Below are 14,886 nucleotides of genomic sequence, written 5' to 3'. Positions count from 1 at the left end.
TGGCACTCGTGCGAGCGCGTCGGCGCCTGCATAACGAGGCGCCGCGCTCCGCTGGGAGATCCGCCCATGGTTGCATTCACCATCAACGGAAGCCGGCAGAAATTTGATATCGAGCCGGAAACCCCGCTCCTGTGGGTGATCCGCGACGAGCTTGGCCTCACCGGTACGAAATACGGATGCGGCATCGCCCAGTGTGGCGCCTGCACCGTGCATGTCGACGGCAAGGCGGTGCGCTCCTGCTCGATGCAGGTTGGCGACGCTGACGGCGCGACGATCGTCACCATCGAAGGACTATCGCCCGACAACAGCCACCCCGTGCAGCAGGCTTGGCTGGCCGAAGACGTGCCGCAATGCGGCTATTGCCAGTCGGGTCAGATCATGGCCGCCGTGGCCTTCCTCAATGAGCACCCCGAACCGACCGACGCCGACATCGACGACGGGCTGACCAATATCTGCCGCTGCGGCACCTACATGCGCATCCGGGCGGCGATCCACCGCGCCGCAGCGATCCTGAAGGACAATGGGGACGCGCCATGAGCCCCTTCGACACGGATTTTGCCAACATCAGCCGCCGGCGTTTCCTGGTGGTGTCGCTCAGCGCTGCCGGGGGCCTGGCCATCGGGCTCGCACTGCCCGACCTCGCCGACGCCGCCACCATGTCACCCGAGCCCTGGACCCAGGCGAACGGCAACGAGATAAACGCGTGGATACTCATCGAGCCGGACGACACGGTCGTCATCCGCGTTGCCCAGTCGGAGATGGGCGAAGGCGTCTTCACCGCGCTGCCGATGATCGTCGCCGAAGAACTCGGCTGCGACTGGAACAAGGTTCGGGCCGAATATGCCTCTGCCAACCGCAATCTGCGTGAGAACAACGTCTACGTCCGCATGCTGACCGGCGAGTCGAGCGCGGTCCGCCACTCGCGCGAATTCCTGCAGCAGGCCGGTGCAAGCGCCCGTGTGCGACTGATCCAGGCGGCGGCAACACGCTGGGGCGTCGCGGCAGACGATTGCGCGGCCGGGGACAGCCGTGTCACCCACGCCGCCAGCGGACGCAGTCTGAGCTATGGCGAACTGGCGGCCGAAGCTGCCAAGGTGAAGCTGGCGCTAGAGCCCGCGATCAAGACGCCGGACCAATACACGCTGATCGGCCAACCGCTGGGCCGCCTGGATACGCCCTCCAAATTGAATGGCACTGCCCGGTTCGGCATCGACATCCGCTTGCCGGACATGCTCTACACCGCCGTCGTCACCTGTCCGGTGTTTGGCGGCACGGTGAAGTCCTATGACGCCAAGGCCGTCGAGGGACGGCGCGGCGTCAAGGCGGTGGTGCCGGTTCCCGGCGGCGTCGCAGTCGTTGCGGACCGCTTCTGGCGCGCCAAGGAGGCCGTCGCTGCACTTCCCGTGACCTGGGACGAAGGCACCGCCGCCGGCACCGACAGCACGCAATTCGCCGAGGCCTATCGCGCCGCCCTGAACGGCAAGGCCGCGACCGCGCGCAAGGAAGGCGACGTGGTGAAGGCATTGGCCGAAGGCAAGAAGGTGGAGGCTCTCTACGAGGTGCCTCACCTGGCCCATGCCCCCATGGAGCCGCTCAACTGCACGGCGCATGTGCAGGGCGACAAGGTCGACGTCTGGCTCGGCACGCAGTATCCGGAAATGGCGCTGCAGCTGGCAGCCAAGGCTGCCAGCGTACGGCCGGAAAACGTCCAGGTGCACAATTGCTTCCTCGGCGGCGGCTTTGGCCGGCGCGCGGTCAATGACGAGCTGGTGCAGGCCGTCACCGTGGCCAAGGCCGTCGGCAAGCCCGTCAAGCTCGTCTGGACTCGCGAGGAGGACATGCGCCACGACCGCTATCGTCCGCAGGCGGCAATCCATTTCGAGGCAGCACTCGGGGCGGACGGCGAGCCGACCGGCTTGCGCGTGCGCACGGCGGTGGGGTCGATCCTCCGCTCGCTGGGCTGGGGCAACACCGACGACGGGCTCGAGCCCGCGGCCGTCGAAGGCCTCGCAAACCAGCCTTACCGCGTGGGGGCGCTCGACGTCAGCTGCGTGCTGAAGAACACCCATGTGCCGGTCATGTTCTGGCGCTCGGTCGGCAGTTCGCAGAACGCCTTTGCGATGGAAAGCTTCATCGACGAACTGGCCTACGCCGCCGGTGAGGACCCCTATCGCTTCCGGCGCAAGCTGCTGGCCGGCAAGGGGGATTTTCTGGACGTACTCGACAAGATTGCCGAGAAGAGCGACTGGGACAAGCCAATGCCTCCGGGCAAGGGACGCGGCATTGCCATCCACGAATCCTTCGGCACCATCGTCGGCGAGGTAGCGGAAGTGGCGGTCAGCCCCAAGGGCGAGCTCCGTGTCGAGCGCGTGATTGCAGCAGTAGACTGCGGCCATGTCGTCAACCCGCGCACGGTGGAGATGCAGATCGAGAGTGGCATCGTTTACGGCCTGTCAGCTGCCCTGTTCGGTGAGATAACCATCGAGAAAGGCGCTGTGGTCCAAGGCAATTTCGACGACTATCCGGTGGTGCGGCTGGCCGATATGCCGCGGATAGAAACCCATCTCGCGCTGAGCGGCGGTTCGAAATGGGGCGGCATCGGCGAACCCGGCACGCCGCCGATCGCACCGGCGGTCTGCAACGCCATCTTCGCAGCGACGGGCAAGCGCATCCGCCGCCTGCCGATCAAGGACGTAGACCTCTCCGGCCAGCGCAGTTGAGCACGTGCGACCTGGCGTGTCACGTCGGACCGGCTCTCGACGGCGTCACCGGCATCAAGCAGGTCGATTTCGGCAATCTGGTGCGGGCGAATACCGAGACGCTGGTGATCGTGACCCAAATCAAGCCGCTCTACGTCGTCTTTCCGATTCCCGAGACCGACATTCCGCGCGTTCGCGAGGCCATGAGCAAGGGCAAGCTCCGCGTCCAGGCCTATGATCCGGCCGATCAGAAGCAGATCGCTGAAGGGCATCTCAACCTCGTCGACAACCAGGTCGACCAGACCACCGGCACCGTCCGGCTCAAGGCGGAGTTTCCGAACACCGACGAAGCGCTGTGGCCCGGTCAGTTCGTCAACGCGCATCTGGTCGTGGAGACGGTCAAGAACGGCATCACGGTGCCAAGCGCGGCCGTGCAGACGGGACCGAACGGCAGCTTCGTTTATGTGGTGAAGCCCGACAACACGGTCGAAGCGCGGCCGATCGTCGTCACGCAGACCGAGAACAACATGTCTCTCATCGCTTCGGGCTTGAAACTGGGCGAAAGCGTCGTCCGATCATGATGACCACCATGGCGGCCATATTCGTCACCCTCCCGATCGCCGTGGGCATCGGGGCCGGCTCCGACCTGCGCCAGCCCCTCGGTGTGGCAGTGGTTGGCGGTCTTATCGTCTCGCAGGCGCTCACCCTGTTCACCACCCCGGTGACTTACCTCTACATGGAGATGTTTGGCGAGTGGGCGTCGGCCCGCCTCTCCCGCAGACGGAAAGGCCCGGTCGAAGGCGCAAGATGAGTTGATACAACGAGCCGTTGAAGACCATGCCCAAAGGGCTCCATAATGCGGAGCAGTGGGGAAATGGAGGGGCTTGACATGGCGACGCTCGCCGTCATTCCAGCGCGGGGTGGTTCCAAGGGCATACCGCGCAAGAACATAGTCGATTTTGCCGGAAAGCCGTTGATCGCCTGGACGATCGAGGCTGCAAGGCGGGCAGGGGTCGAGCGCGTGCTGGTCTCAACCGACGATCCTGAAATTGCCGAGGTGGCCCGTCGCTTCGACGCGGAGGTGCCATTCCTGAGGCCAGCGCACCTTTCGGGTGACGATGCTGCTGCCCTTCCCGTGGTCCTGCACGCGCTCGAACAGGTCGAGGCGGACACGGTGGTCCTATTGCAGCCGACTTCCCCGCTTCGCACGGCGGCGGACATTTCGGGCTCGCTGAAGCTTCATCATGTAACCGGGCGGCCGGTGGTCAGCGTCGCACGGGCGAAACCGTGGCTGTTCACCATGAGCGAAGATGGCGGCCTCACCCCGTCCCTGCCCCTCCAGGACCGGCGCCAGAATGCGCAGTTCTTTGCCCCCAATGGGGCAATCTACGTTGCCGAAGCCATGAAGCTGCGCAACGGCGAAAGCTGGTGGAGCAATGCCGTCGGCTTCGAAATGCCGGCCGAACGGTCCATAGACATCGATGAGCCGGCAGACCTGGTCATTGCCAGGGCGCTGCTGGAAAACGGCAGGAACCGCCTCTAGCGGGGATACAAAAACGCCTGCCGCCCTGGGAGAGGCGACAGGCGGAAGCGGACCCTGGCAACGCGGTTACTGGCAGCGAGCCTCGTAGGTGCGCGGATTGCCGTAGCGGTCGTAAAGCGGGCGGCCACGGTTGTCATACTGCTGGTAGCGGCACATGCCGGGTGCCGTCGCAGCGCCAATCAATGCGCCAGCCGCACCACCGATCAGGGCGCCGGCAACGGTGCTCCCGGTGTTCCTTCCGATGGCCTGGCCCGCGAGGGCACCTACACCAGCGCCGATCGCGCCGCCGCCGAGAGCACGTTCCTGGGGCGTATTGCAGCCCGCAAGCGTCAGCGCCGCGAGCGCCACAGCCATAGACAAGCGTTTGTTCATCAAAGACCTCTCCGGTTTAGCAATTCGGCGGTGTTACCACATCAAAAAGCTACCGTCACGGTACTGCTCCAGCCAGCACCAAAAATCCTTTCAGGCGCCCAAGATAGCCGGACTGGAGCCTGAGATGTTACTGCCCAGCAGAAGTCTAGGTCTCGTGATGATCGTTTTTTCAGTCTTCATGCGCTGCGGCGTTGCCATTGCATGTGCAAACTCCATATCGGAATTTTCTTGGGCTTTGTGAGCAGGGTCGACTAGGCATCTTGCACGTCGGCACGACGCCGCGCTATCGCGTTGGAACTTCACACAACCTCATGCGTAGCTGCCAAATGCCAGAACTCCTGTCGTCGGCTTTCCTCCACAACCTCATACACACCTACGGGCTGTGGGTCCTTTTCCTGGTGGTGATGGCTGAAAGCATGGGCGTGCCCATGCCGGGCGAGACCGTTCTGGTGTCCGCGGCGCTCTATGCCGGGGCGACCCATGGCCTGAACCTGGTACACGTCATCGCCGTAGCCGCGGCCGGCGCCATCATCGGCGACAACATCGGATATCTCATTGGCCACACGATCGGGCTTAAGCTTCTCACCAAATATGGCCGCTATATCCGGCTCGACGAGGGACGTCTCAAGGTCGGCCAATATCTGTTCCTGAAGCACGGCGGCAAGATCGTGTTCTTCGGCCGCTTCGTTGCCTTCCTGCGCGCCTTCGCGGCGGTGCTGGCCGGCGCCAACCGGATGAACTGGCCGCACTTCCTGCTGATGAACGCGGCCGGCGGCATCTGCTGGGCGACCCTGTTCGGGTGCGGAGCCTATTTCTTCGGCGAACGCATCAAGGCGGTCGCCGGTCCCCTGAGCCTAGCCTTCCTGCTCATCGCGCTTGTCGCGGTCGCCGCGGGTTTTGTCTTCTTTCGGCACCACGAGAAGGAACTGGAGCTGCGCGCCAGGGCTGCGTTGCCGGATCGCCCCTAGCCGGCTCAAGCCGACGCCGGGAGATCCGGCTAGGCCATCTGGGCTGCCCTCACGCGCTTGCGCTTCGGGCGCCGGGAACTGGAGCCGATCAAGCGGCCGATGCCACCAGAAATCAGGGCATTTACGTCGAGCAGCACCTGGGGAATATTCAAGCCACCCGGGCAGGCGAGATATTGGGGGGTCCACACAGGAGAAAACTTCTCCTTGAAGGCGCGAAGGCCCTCGAAATGGTAGAAATCGTCGCCGTGCCGGAAGACGAAAGTCGCCATGCGGTTCCAGCGCGAGGCCAGCGCATGGTCCGCAAGGCCCGACAGCGGCGCCGCGCCGAGATTGAACCAGCGATAGCCCTCCTCCTTGGCGTAGAGAAGCAGCCGCACGAACAGCGCGTCCATCAGAACCTTGGACACTTCCGGCAGATAGCGCATCAGGTCGATGGACATCTCGTTCATGTCGCCGCTGCGCCAGATGTTTGCGAAGGCGACGATGCGGTTGCCGTTGTTGACATCGCGCATGACCGCGCAATCGAAATGAGCGAGATAGGCCGGATCGAAGCGGCCCAGCGAGAACCCCTTCTCGCTGCCGCCTTTCTCCTGCAGCCAGGCGTCGGATACGCTCCGCAATTCGTTCATGGCGCCGGGCACGTCCTCGCGCGGGATGACGTCGAAGACCAGCCCTTCCTTGGTTGCACGCCGGTCGACATAGCGGTGCTCCTGGTTCTTCGGCCCCTCCAGCGAGAAGGTCGACAGGTCGACGCGCGCTACCTCGCCAAGCTTGAGCAGTGCGTAGCCCATGTCGACATAGAGCGGCAGGTTGTCGGGCCGTACCGCATAGAAGACGGCACGGGCCGCCTCGCGATCGGCCATGTCCCGGAACTGCCAGACCAGGTCCTCGACCTGCTCGGGATCGCCCACCGGATCGCCCATGGAAACCAGCGAACGCCCCGCCCGCCCATACATCAGGAAGGCCGAGCCGTCGGGCGACCACAAGAACTCCTTGTCGCCAAGGAAGGCGACGTTGTTCTGCGTGTCGGGCGTGTTGGCAATGACGGCGGCTATCGCCTCGGGCTCCGTTTCGGCGCGGCGTTTCGACTTCGCGGGCGGCCGATGGATCGCCACCGCCACGCCGAGCGCGACGCTGGCAACGACGAGGCCGACGGTTGCCCGCAGGAAGCGCGGCGCCTCGCCGTTCCAGGCGAATTGCCAGAACAGCTCGTTGGAATACTCCACATGGCTATAGGAGAAAAAGCCGAGCCAGGTGGTCGCGACCAGCGTCAGCGCCACCAGTCCCAGCCATTCCCAGGACAGCCGGGTGATGCGCTGCGGCGTGCGTCGATAGAAGGCCTCGCGCGACAGCAGCAGGAACATTGCGGCAAGGGCGAGCGTAAGCGCCTCCTCCCAGTCCAGTCCCTTCACCAGCGACAGCAGCGCCCCGGCAAAAAGCATGGCAACCGCAACCACCCACGCCGAAAACAGCCGACGCTGAAGACCATGGGCAACGACCAGCAGCGCCAGCCCCACCAGGCTGCCGAGAAAGTGCGAGGACTCCACCATCGAAAGCGGCAGCCAGTCTTCCAGGGTCTCGAGACGGTCCGGCACTCCCGGCGTGGCGCCCGACAGCAGCAGCACGAAGCCTGAGATGAACACCACGGTGGCAGCCACCATCGGCACCAGCGCCTTGATCGCCCTGGTCGGACCGACGAAGCGGGCGGCGATCTTGCCGCGAACGATGCCGGCCTCGGCGGCGGCCAGGACCACCAACGCGATGAGAAACGGCAGGAAGTAGTAGATGAGCCGATAGGCCAGCAGCGACGCCAGTATGTCGGCGCGCCCCTGCAGGCCCAGGCCCGCGATCAGCGTAGCCTCGAAGACGCCGATGCCGCCGGGCACATGGCTGATAGAACCAAGGATGACCGCGCTCATATAGATGGTGAGAAACAGTGCGGCCCCAGGCTGCACGTCGGGCGGCAACAGCACATAAAGCACCGCCGCGGAAGCCAGCAGGTCGAGCACCCCGACCAGCAGTTGCAGCAGCAGCATCCTGCGCGGCGGCAACGGTACACGCCACGCAAACAGCCGCAATTCGCGACCTTGCGGGCCAGCGAACACGAATAGTCCGATCAGCACCGCGAGCACCGCCAGCCCGACGGCACGATCCGCTGCGTCGTGCAGCAGGCTGAGGAGCGGAACGCCGTCGGGATCGAGAAGCAGGGCCAAGCCGACAAGCGCCGTGAACGCCAGCCACAACCCCATCCAGCTCAGCAGCACCACCTGGCCGATTTCGCCTGCGTCGAGGCCGCTGCGCGAATAGGTGCGGAAACGCACCGCGCCCCCGGTGAAGAGATGAAAGCCGAGGAAATTCGAGAATGCGTAGCCGCTCATGCCTGAGAGCGCGGCGTTGCGCCAAGGAACCTTGCCCGGCGCGACGATATGGCAGGCGACGATGTCATATGTCGCAAGCGCGCTGTAGCTGGCGCAGGTGGCGAGAAGCGCGAGCAGGATGGCCGACCACTGCATCGCGCCAATTGCCGCCTTGATGTCTTCCAGGCGCAGACCGGCCGTCATCTGGTGGAACAGCCATAACGCCACGACCGTCACGACCACCGCCGCAACGGGGCCCACATAGCCGCTCACGCGCCGGAAAAGGCCTGCTTTCTCGACAGAGCGTCCACTCATCAACGAACAACCGCCTCCACGCGAAGACTTCCACAACGTCTATGCTCGGCGTCGGATCCGCAGAAATCCCGATTTCGCCTTAGACGAGGGTGTTAGTCAATTTCCTCACGGCTTTTTGGGGGCATTCGGCGAAAGGATGGGCAAAAAATGCCGCCCGAAGGAACTTTCCGGGCGGCAACAGGATCACAACGCGGTCAAGCGTGGTTGAATGGCACGGCGATGAAGGTCTGCTGGTCACCGCGCTGAACAAGCAGCAGAACCGATTTCTTGCCCGACTTGCTGGCTTCGGCCACCGCGCGGCTTGCTTCCTTGGCATTCTTCACGGGGACCTGATTGACCGAGACGATCACATCGCCCTCGCGCAGGCCCTGCTGGCCGCCAGGCTTGTCAGGATTGACGCTGGCGACCACGGCGCCCTTCTCGCCAGGAGACAGGTTCAACTCTTGCCGCACCTCGGAAGTTACATCGCCCAACGACAGCCCAAGGCTCGGCACGTTGTAGCTACCTTCAGGCGACTGGCTGGGCGCTGTGTCGGCCAAGACCGGCTTCTGCTCGTTATCGCTGCTGCCCACAGTGATCGCGAGATTCTCACTCTTGCCGTTGCGCAAGACGGTGACGTCCTCCTTGGTGCCAGGCGTAACGTCGGCAACGGCACGGGACAGTGCCCGCGGGTCCTTGATGTCGTGACCGCCGAAGCTGGTAATGACGTCGCCAGTCTTCAAGCCTGCCGCTGCAGCCGGAGAGCCGTCGCTGACATGTGCGACGAGTGCACCCGACGCGTCGGCAAGGCCGATCGCATTGGCGACGTCCGGGGTCACCGGCTGGATCTGGACGCCGATGAAGCCGTGCTCGATCGAGCCACTCTGGATCAGCTTGGCCACGACGGGCTCGGCCTCACTGGAGGGGATCGCGAAGCCCACGCCGACATTACCGCCATTGGGCGAGTAGATGGCCGAGGTGATGCCTATCACCGTGCCGTCCAGGCCAACGAGCGGGCCGCCCGAATTGCCGTGGTTGATTGCGGCGTCGACCTGGATGAAGTCGTCATACGGCCCACTGTGCAAGTCGCGCCCGCGTGCCGAAACGATGCCGGCTGTGACCGTGGTGCCAATGCCGAACGGGTTACCGATCGCCAGCACTTGATCGCCAGTCATGGTCTTATCGGAATCCCCCCACTTCAACGTCGGTAACGGCTTGTCCGTCTTGACCTTGATCACCGCAAGGTCGGTCTTTGAATCGCGTCCCACGAGGGTCGCCGGCATCTCGGTGCCGTCGTCGAGGACAACCTTGATCTCGGAAGCTCCTTCGACGACGTGGTTATTGGTGACGATTGTGCCGTTGGGGTCGATGATGAAGCCCGACCCGAGCGCTTCGGCCTGTTCACTCTGGGGTCGGCGCTGCGGCATCTGCGGAGTGCCCTGATCGCCGAAGAACTGGCGGAAATACTCATCAAAGGGCGACCCCCGTTCGAAGGGCGTAGGGCTACTGTTGTCGGAAGCGACACTCATCTTGGTCGAGATCGTGACCACCGCCGGCTTGTCGGCCGAGACAATGGGCGCGAACGAACCGCCGGGGGCTACGATGCCCGCAACAGGCGTGATGGGAAGAGTTGCATGCGCCTCGGCCCGGAGGACAGGCGACAACAACAGCGGGCTAGCGATCAGTGCGGCGCCAAGCAAAGCGGCAACACGATGTCTGCGAAGGATTGTGGAGGACATTTTGCGTGGTCCCTACGAGAGTTGGACTGAGCGCCGTGGCGTATTCCAAGCCGGAACCGTCTATTCGACGTATCGAAGACCCGGGATGGGGGGTCTCGCTGCTCCGCCACGGACCGTTCGATAAGTGACTAGTTAGGGCGCGAGCTTGCCGTAATTTAGAGCTTTTCGGCACATTACGAAGATTTAATTCCCATTCGTCCTGCGCTCATCGAAAGTAGAGCGGAAGATCCTACGGCACCTGCGCCTCCGCGTCCGGATAACCGAAAGCCGGTCGTCGTGATGCTTGGCTGTCATGCCTGGCATTGCTACGAAGGAGACCTCCGGGCGATCGGGCCAGGTCGCGAATCTCTTGCCGATCGGTGCTGTACTTTGCTGCCGACTTCCCGGGCTACTATCCTTTTGGATTCGTTCCCGTTTCCTGGCCGAGGCGGCGCGTCAGCCCGTCGATGATCTTTTCAGCCAGGCCGGCATAGTCGCCATCGAAATGGTGCCCGCCAGACGTTTTGATGGTCTCGATCAGGCCGCCGGAAAGCCCGGGGCAGGCGGTGTCGTCCTCATCCTCGCCGTAGATGCACTGGACGAGGCTGGGGTTGATCCTGGCAAGCTCCGGCAGTGTGGGCACGGCATCCGAACTCGACGAACCGAGCCAGCCCGCTACGGAAATCTCGAAGGAGGCGTTTGGCGAGAAGCCCAGCAGCGAAATCTGCTTGACCTGCTGTGCATCGGCCTCGTCGAGAGCGTTGAAAGTGGCCGGCAGGATGTCGGCGCCGAAGGAATAGCCGATCAGGACGACATGCTTGACCTTCCATCGCGCGCGGTAGGTAGCGATCAATTGCTGGAGATCCTTGGCCACATCCTGCGCCGAGCGGGCCGACCAGAAATAGCGAAGCGAGTCCACACCGATGGTCGGCACGCCCTTGGACTGCAGGATGCCGGCAAGAGTCTTGTCGAGGTCGCGCCAACCGCCGTCACCGGAATAAACAATCGCCATCGTATCGTGGGTCGGCGTCGCCGGCAGCGTAACGATTGGCATGTCGCTGATCGCGTCCGCCTCGGCGGGCGCCCCGACCAATGCCGTCACCGAGGCTTCCAAGGCCGCCTGTGCAGAGACGGATGCATCCTTGACGTCAATGCCGAAGCCCTGGTTGCGCAGATCCTCGATGTGGCTGCGCCCTTCGGGCTGGGCCTCCGGCGTGAAGGTAACGTCGATGGGATTGGGCAGATCGCCCTTGGCAAGGTCGTAAACGGTGCCATGTGGCGTCGACTTGCGCGGCGCGCCGCTGCAAAGCGTCTTGGCCAACGGCACGCTGGCGGTCGGGTCTACGGCCAGCGTGTGCCCGATCGTTGCGGCGGGCGTCTGCGCGGCGATCGCCATGACCAGTCCGCCTCCCTGTCCCCTGCCGGCGAGGATCGGCGGATTGTAGTTGACGACATTCGCGGCGCGTTGGGCCTGTTGGCTGATGTTTTCGATGTCCGAGACGAGATAGGCGCAATCTTCCGGCACCTTGTCGATCGCCTGCAGATATCGCGGCAGGTCGACACCGACGACGATCGCGCCACTGTCGGCCAAGTGCTGCGCGAAGTCGTCGTCGGCGGCAGACCAGCCAGACGCGTCGGAAAACAGGAAGACCATGCCGCTCGGTATCTGTTCCGGCGTGAAGATGCGCGGCGCGGAAATGAGACCGCTGTCGACCTGCACCCCGGGGGCCGACCCTTCGACGCCCAGGAGGCCAAGTGCTACCAGAAGAAACGCCAGAAAACGCTTCACATCCAAAACTCCAAGACGGGCAGTGTCCGGACGGTGCGGGAACCGGCCCATAGTCGAGGCAGCCCGCCGAAATAAGTCAAGCCCGCATCGCGCGGCAGCTAGATCGCGCAAAATGGCCGGCAATATGGCGCTTTGCATTGCCAAAGAAAAACCCGGCGACGCGAGTCGCCGGGTTTGCCTGACCGATCTTGTGTGTCCTCAGACGCCGATCGGCATATGCTCGGCCGAACGGGTGACTGCGCGCGGAGCAGTGATCTCCTTCCACCGCGACAGCGCCTGGTTGACTGCCGGGAACGGCCGGCGCTTGACGAACTTGCCGCGACCGGGCTGCGGCTGGTCGTTCTGGCCGTGAGACCAGACGACGTCGCCACGCGACAGCGTGTATCGCGGCAGGCCGTTGACCTTGAAGCCTTCGAAGACGTTGTAGTCGATGATCGACTTCTGGTTGGCGGCGGAGATCGTCTTGGATAGTTTTGGGTCCCAAACCACCAGGTCGGCGTCGGAGCCGGGCAGGATCGCGCCCTTCTGCGGGTAGATGTTGAGGATCTGGGCGATGTTGGTGGAGGTGACGGCCACGAACTCGTTCATGGTCAGCCGGCCTGTCTCGACACCGCGCGTCCACAGCACAGGCATGCGGTCCTCGAGCCCGCCGGTGCCGTTCGGGATCTTGCGGAAATCGTCGAGGCCGAGCGTCTTCTGCTCGCTGGTGAAGGCGGCGTGGTCGGTGGCCACCACCTGCAGCGAGCCGGCGGCAAGGCCCGCCCACAGGCTGTCCTGATGAAGCTTGTTGCGGAACGGCGGGGACATGACGCGGCGGGCGGCGTGCATCCAGTCAGGGTTCTGGTATTCGCTCTCGTCAAGCGTCAGGTGCTGGATCAGCGGCTCGCCATAGACGCGCATGCCCTTCTGCCGTGCGCGCCGGATTGCCTCGTGGCTCTGCTCGCAGGAGACGTGCACGATATAGACCGGCACCCCGGCTGCGTCGGCGATCATGATGGCGCGGTTGGTCGCCTCGCCCTCGACCTCGGGCGGACGCGAATAGGCGTGCGCCTCGGGTCCGGGGACGCCGGAGTCGATATATTTCTGCTGCAGCGCCGCAACGATGTCGCCGTTCTCAGCGTGCACCAGCGGCAGTGCGCCCAGGGCCGCACAGCGCTGGAATGAGGCGAACATCTCGTCGTCGTTCACCATCAGCGCGCCCTTGTAGGCCATGAAGTGCTTGAAGGTGTTGATGCCCCGGTCCACCACCTTGGCCATGTCGGAGAAGATCTGCTCCGACCAGCTGGTGACGCACATGTGGTAGGAATAGTCGGACGACGCCTGACGCGATGCCCTATTCTCCCACTCCTCCAGCGCCGCGAGCATGCCGCCCTCGCCGGGGATGACGAAGTCGACCACCGTCGTGGTGCCGCCAGAGAGCGCGGCGAAGGTGCCGCTTTCCCAGGTTTCGGCGGCCGTGGTGCCCATGAAGGGCATTTCGAGATGGGTATGCGGATCGATGCCGCCCGGCATGATGTAGGCGCCCTCGGCGTCGATCACCGTATCGCCGGAAAGCCCCTTGCCGATCGCCGAGATGCGTTCGCCCTCGATCAGGATATCGGCCTCGTAGGTCCTGTCGGCGGCAACGATGGTGCCGCCCTTGATCACTTTCGACATTACGGTCTCCTTCCTCTTTCTGTCCTGCCGGCAGTCGCTGCGTGTTCCCCGCGCAGGCTGCTCGTTCTTGTCCAAGGTGGCGTGTTTCGGTGCAGCTGTAATCACCCGCCGACACGCATTTTATTGGGCCACCTTAGCGACTTTCGGGCCGCCGGAAAGTGTCTTTTGTTCTCACGGCCAAGAGACCGCAGGCGCGGATGGCGTATGCAGGGAATCCCCGCAAAGGTTCGGTGAGGCTTTCGAGAAAGCGCAGGTGCCTAGACGCCGTTGACGGAGTTCTTGCCCGCCAAAATCCGCTCCCAGGTCAGTGCCTCGGCCACGATGCCGTCGAGATCGTCGTGGCGCGGCTGCCAGCCGAACTCACGGCGCGCAAGGTCGGAATTGGCGACGACGGCGGCGGCATCGCCGGGCCGGCGCTCCCCGATCGTGACCTCGAAGTCGGCGCCATGGACGCGCCGGACGGCCTCGATCACCTCAAGCACGGAATAGCCATGGCCGTAGCCGCAATTGGCCACCAGGTTGCCCTCGCCGGCGCGCAGGCGCTGCAGGGCCAGGTAATGGGCATGCGCGAGGTCGCTCACATGGATGTAGTCGCGCACGCAGGTGCCGTCCGGCGTCTGATAGTCGCTGCCGAACACCTGCATGGAGGCACGCTTGCCTTGCGCCGTCTGGCACGCAACCTTGATCAGGTGGGTGGCACCGGGCGTGGACTGCCCCGTGCGTCCCTTGGGATCGGCACCGGCGACGTTGAAATAGCGCAGCGCCGTGTAACGCAGGCTATGGGCAGCGGCGGCGTCGCGCAGCATCCATTCGCTCATCAGCTTGGACAGGCCGTAAGGCGACTCGGGCGCCAGGCGCGCGTCCTCCCGCACCGGCTCCAGCCCGGCCGCGCCGTAGACGGCGGCGGTGGAGGAAAAGATGAAATGCGGCACACCCGCACGTACAGCGGTCTCGACAAGCGTGCGCGTCTTGGAGGTGTTGTTTTCGTAATAGGCCAGCGGGTCCGCGACCGATTCGGGCACGACGATCGAGCCGGCAAAATGGATGATGGCATTGACCGCGTGCTCGCGAATGACCGAGCCGATCAGTTCGGCATCGCCGACGTCACCGACAACGAGCTTTGCTTCGGGGGCCACCGCCCATTCAAATCCGGTCGACAGACGGTCGACCACGACGACCTTCTCGCCGACATCGAGCAGCTCCCAGACCATGTGGCTGCCGATATATCCAGCGCCGCCTGTCACGAGAACGGTCATTGCCCCACCCCTATCCTATGTCCCGATTCAGTATTGGAATTTTGGCCCGAAAGCCACCGCATAGTGCAAAAGACGAATGGTCCAAGCGCTCCCCCTCCCCTTGATCTGAATCAAGGAAGCGAGGATCCGCGCCCCTATGTTCCGACCCGGGCGCCGTGGCATTTTGACCGCATTCATGGAATGGACTGAAAAGCACGCCGTCTTTATGATCCTGCCGAAATCCGGGAAGCCATG

11 protein-coding genes and 1 pseudogene are annotated in these 14,886 nt (G+C 63.9%); 6 read left to right on the top strand and 6 right to left on the bottom strand.

Going from position 1 to position 14,886, the window contains the following annotated elements; translation table 11 throughout:
• Window positions 1-66 precede the first annotated feature (66 nt).
• The 5 genes and pseudogenes from ABLE85_RS01100 (at window position 67) to ABLE85_RS01080 (ending at window position 4,242) form a co-directional block, all read left to right on the top strand.
• Window positions 67-537, top strand: a complete 471-nt coding sequence (locus ABLE85_RS01100) for a (2Fe-2S)-binding protein (protein WP_348790845.1) — start codon at window positions 67-69, stop codon at window positions 535-537.
• Window positions 534-2,720 carry a xanthine dehydrogenase family protein molybdopterin-binding subunit gene (locus ABLE85_RS01095; protein ID WP_348790844.1) on the top strand — a complete coding sequence of 729 codons (2,187 nt, stop codon included), beginning with the start codon at window positions 534-536 and terminating at the stop codon, window positions 2,718-2,720. The genes ABLE85_RS01100 and ABLE85_RS01095 overlap by 4 nt, the downstream gene beginning before the upstream one ends.
• Window positions 2,717-3,280 carry an efflux RND transporter periplasmic adaptor subunit gene (locus ABLE85_RS01090; protein ID WP_348790843.1) on the top strand — a complete coding sequence of 188 codons (564 nt, stop codon included), beginning with the start codon at window positions 2,717-2,719 and terminating at the stop codon, window positions 3,278-3,280. The genes ABLE85_RS01095 and ABLE85_RS01090 overlap by 4 nt, the downstream gene beginning before the upstream one ends.
• Window positions 3,268-3,510, top strand: a pseudogene (locus ABLE85_RS01085) (efflux RND transporter permease subunit); the annotation flags it as partial. The gene ABLE85_RS01090 and the pseudogene ABLE85_RS01085, both read left to right, overlap by 13 nt.
• Before the next feature lie 78 nt (window positions 3,511-3,588).
• Window positions 3,589-4,242 carry an acylneuraminate cytidylyltransferase family protein gene (locus tag ABLE85_RS01080; RefSeq protein ID WP_348790842.1) on the top strand — a complete coding sequence of 218 codons (654 nt, stop codon included), beginning with the start codon at window positions 3,589-3,591 and terminating at the stop codon, window positions 4,240-4,242.
• A 66-nt stretch (window positions 4,243-4,308) separates the two neighbouring features.
• On the opposite strand, the gene ABLE85_RS01075 is transcribed toward ABLE85_RS01080, so the two are convergent.
• Window positions 4,309-4,614 (bottom strand): glycine zipper 2TM domain-containing protein, encoded by a 306-nt coding sequence (locus tag ABLE85_RS01075; protein WP_348790841.1) that lies wholly within the window; start codon window positions 4,612-4,614, stop codon window positions 4,309-4,311.
• Between the two features lie 311 nt (window positions 4,615-4,925).
• Here ABLE85_RS01075 and ABLE85_RS01070 point away from each other — a divergent pair, with 311 nt between their 5' ends.
• Window positions 4,926-5,582: a DedA family protein gene (locus tag ABLE85_RS01070; protein ID WP_348790840.1), complete on the top strand. Its 657-nt coding sequence runs from the start codon at window positions 4,926-4,928 to the stop codon at window positions 5,580-5,582.
• A gap of 29 nt (window positions 5,583-5,611) precedes the next feature.
• Here ABLE85_RS01070 and mprF read toward each other — a convergent pair whose 3' ends face one another.
• The 5 genes from mprF to galE all read right to left on the bottom strand — a co-directional run bounded on the left by mprF (window position 5,612) and on the right by galE (window position 14,652).
• Window positions 5,612-8,254, bottom strand: coding sequence for a bifunctional lysylphosphatidylglycerol flippase/synthetase MprF (gene mprF / locus ABLE85_RS01065; RefSeq protein WP_348790839.1), 2,643 nt, complete (start codon window positions 8,252-8,254; stop codon window positions 5,612-5,614).
• Between the two features lie 194 nt (window positions 8,255-8,448).
• Window positions 8,449-9,972, bottom strand: coding sequence for a DegQ family serine endoprotease (locus ABLE85_RS01060; protein ID WP_348790838.1), 1,524 nt, complete (start codon window positions 9,970-9,972; stop codon window positions 8,449-8,451).
• 391 nt (window positions 9,973-10,363) lie between these two features.
• Window positions 10,364-11,740, bottom strand: coding sequence for an AcvB/VirJ family lysyl-phosphatidylglycerol hydrolase (locus tag ABLE85_RS01055; RefSeq protein WP_348790837.1), 1,377 nt, complete (start codon window positions 11,738-11,740; stop codon window positions 10,364-10,366).
• Between the two features lie 198 nt (window positions 11,741-11,938).
• The gene (hydA, locus tag ABLE85_RS01050; RefSeq protein WP_348790836.1) at window positions 11,939-13,396 is read right to left on the bottom strand and encodes a dihydropyrimidinase; all 1,458 of its coding nucleotides are present in this window, start codon (window positions 13,394-13,396) and stop codon (window positions 11,939-11,941) included.
• A 257-nt stretch (window positions 13,397-13,653) separates the two neighbouring features.
• Window positions 13,654-14,652: a UDP-glucose 4-epimerase GalE gene (gene galE, locus ABLE85_RS01045; RefSeq protein ID WP_348790835.1), complete on the bottom strand. Its 999-nt coding sequence runs from the start codon at window positions 14,650-14,652 to the stop codon at window positions 13,654-13,656.
• Between the last annotated feature and the right edge of the window lie 234 nt (window positions 14,653-14,886).

Origin of the sequence: Mesorhizobium sp. KR1-2, from assembly GCF_040045035.1 — a bacterium.
Lineage (GTDB): Bacteria > Pseudomonadota > Alphaproteobacteria > Rhizobiales > Rhizobiaceae > Pseudaminobacter.
This window is presented reverse-complemented; position numbering and strand designations above follow the sequence as displayed.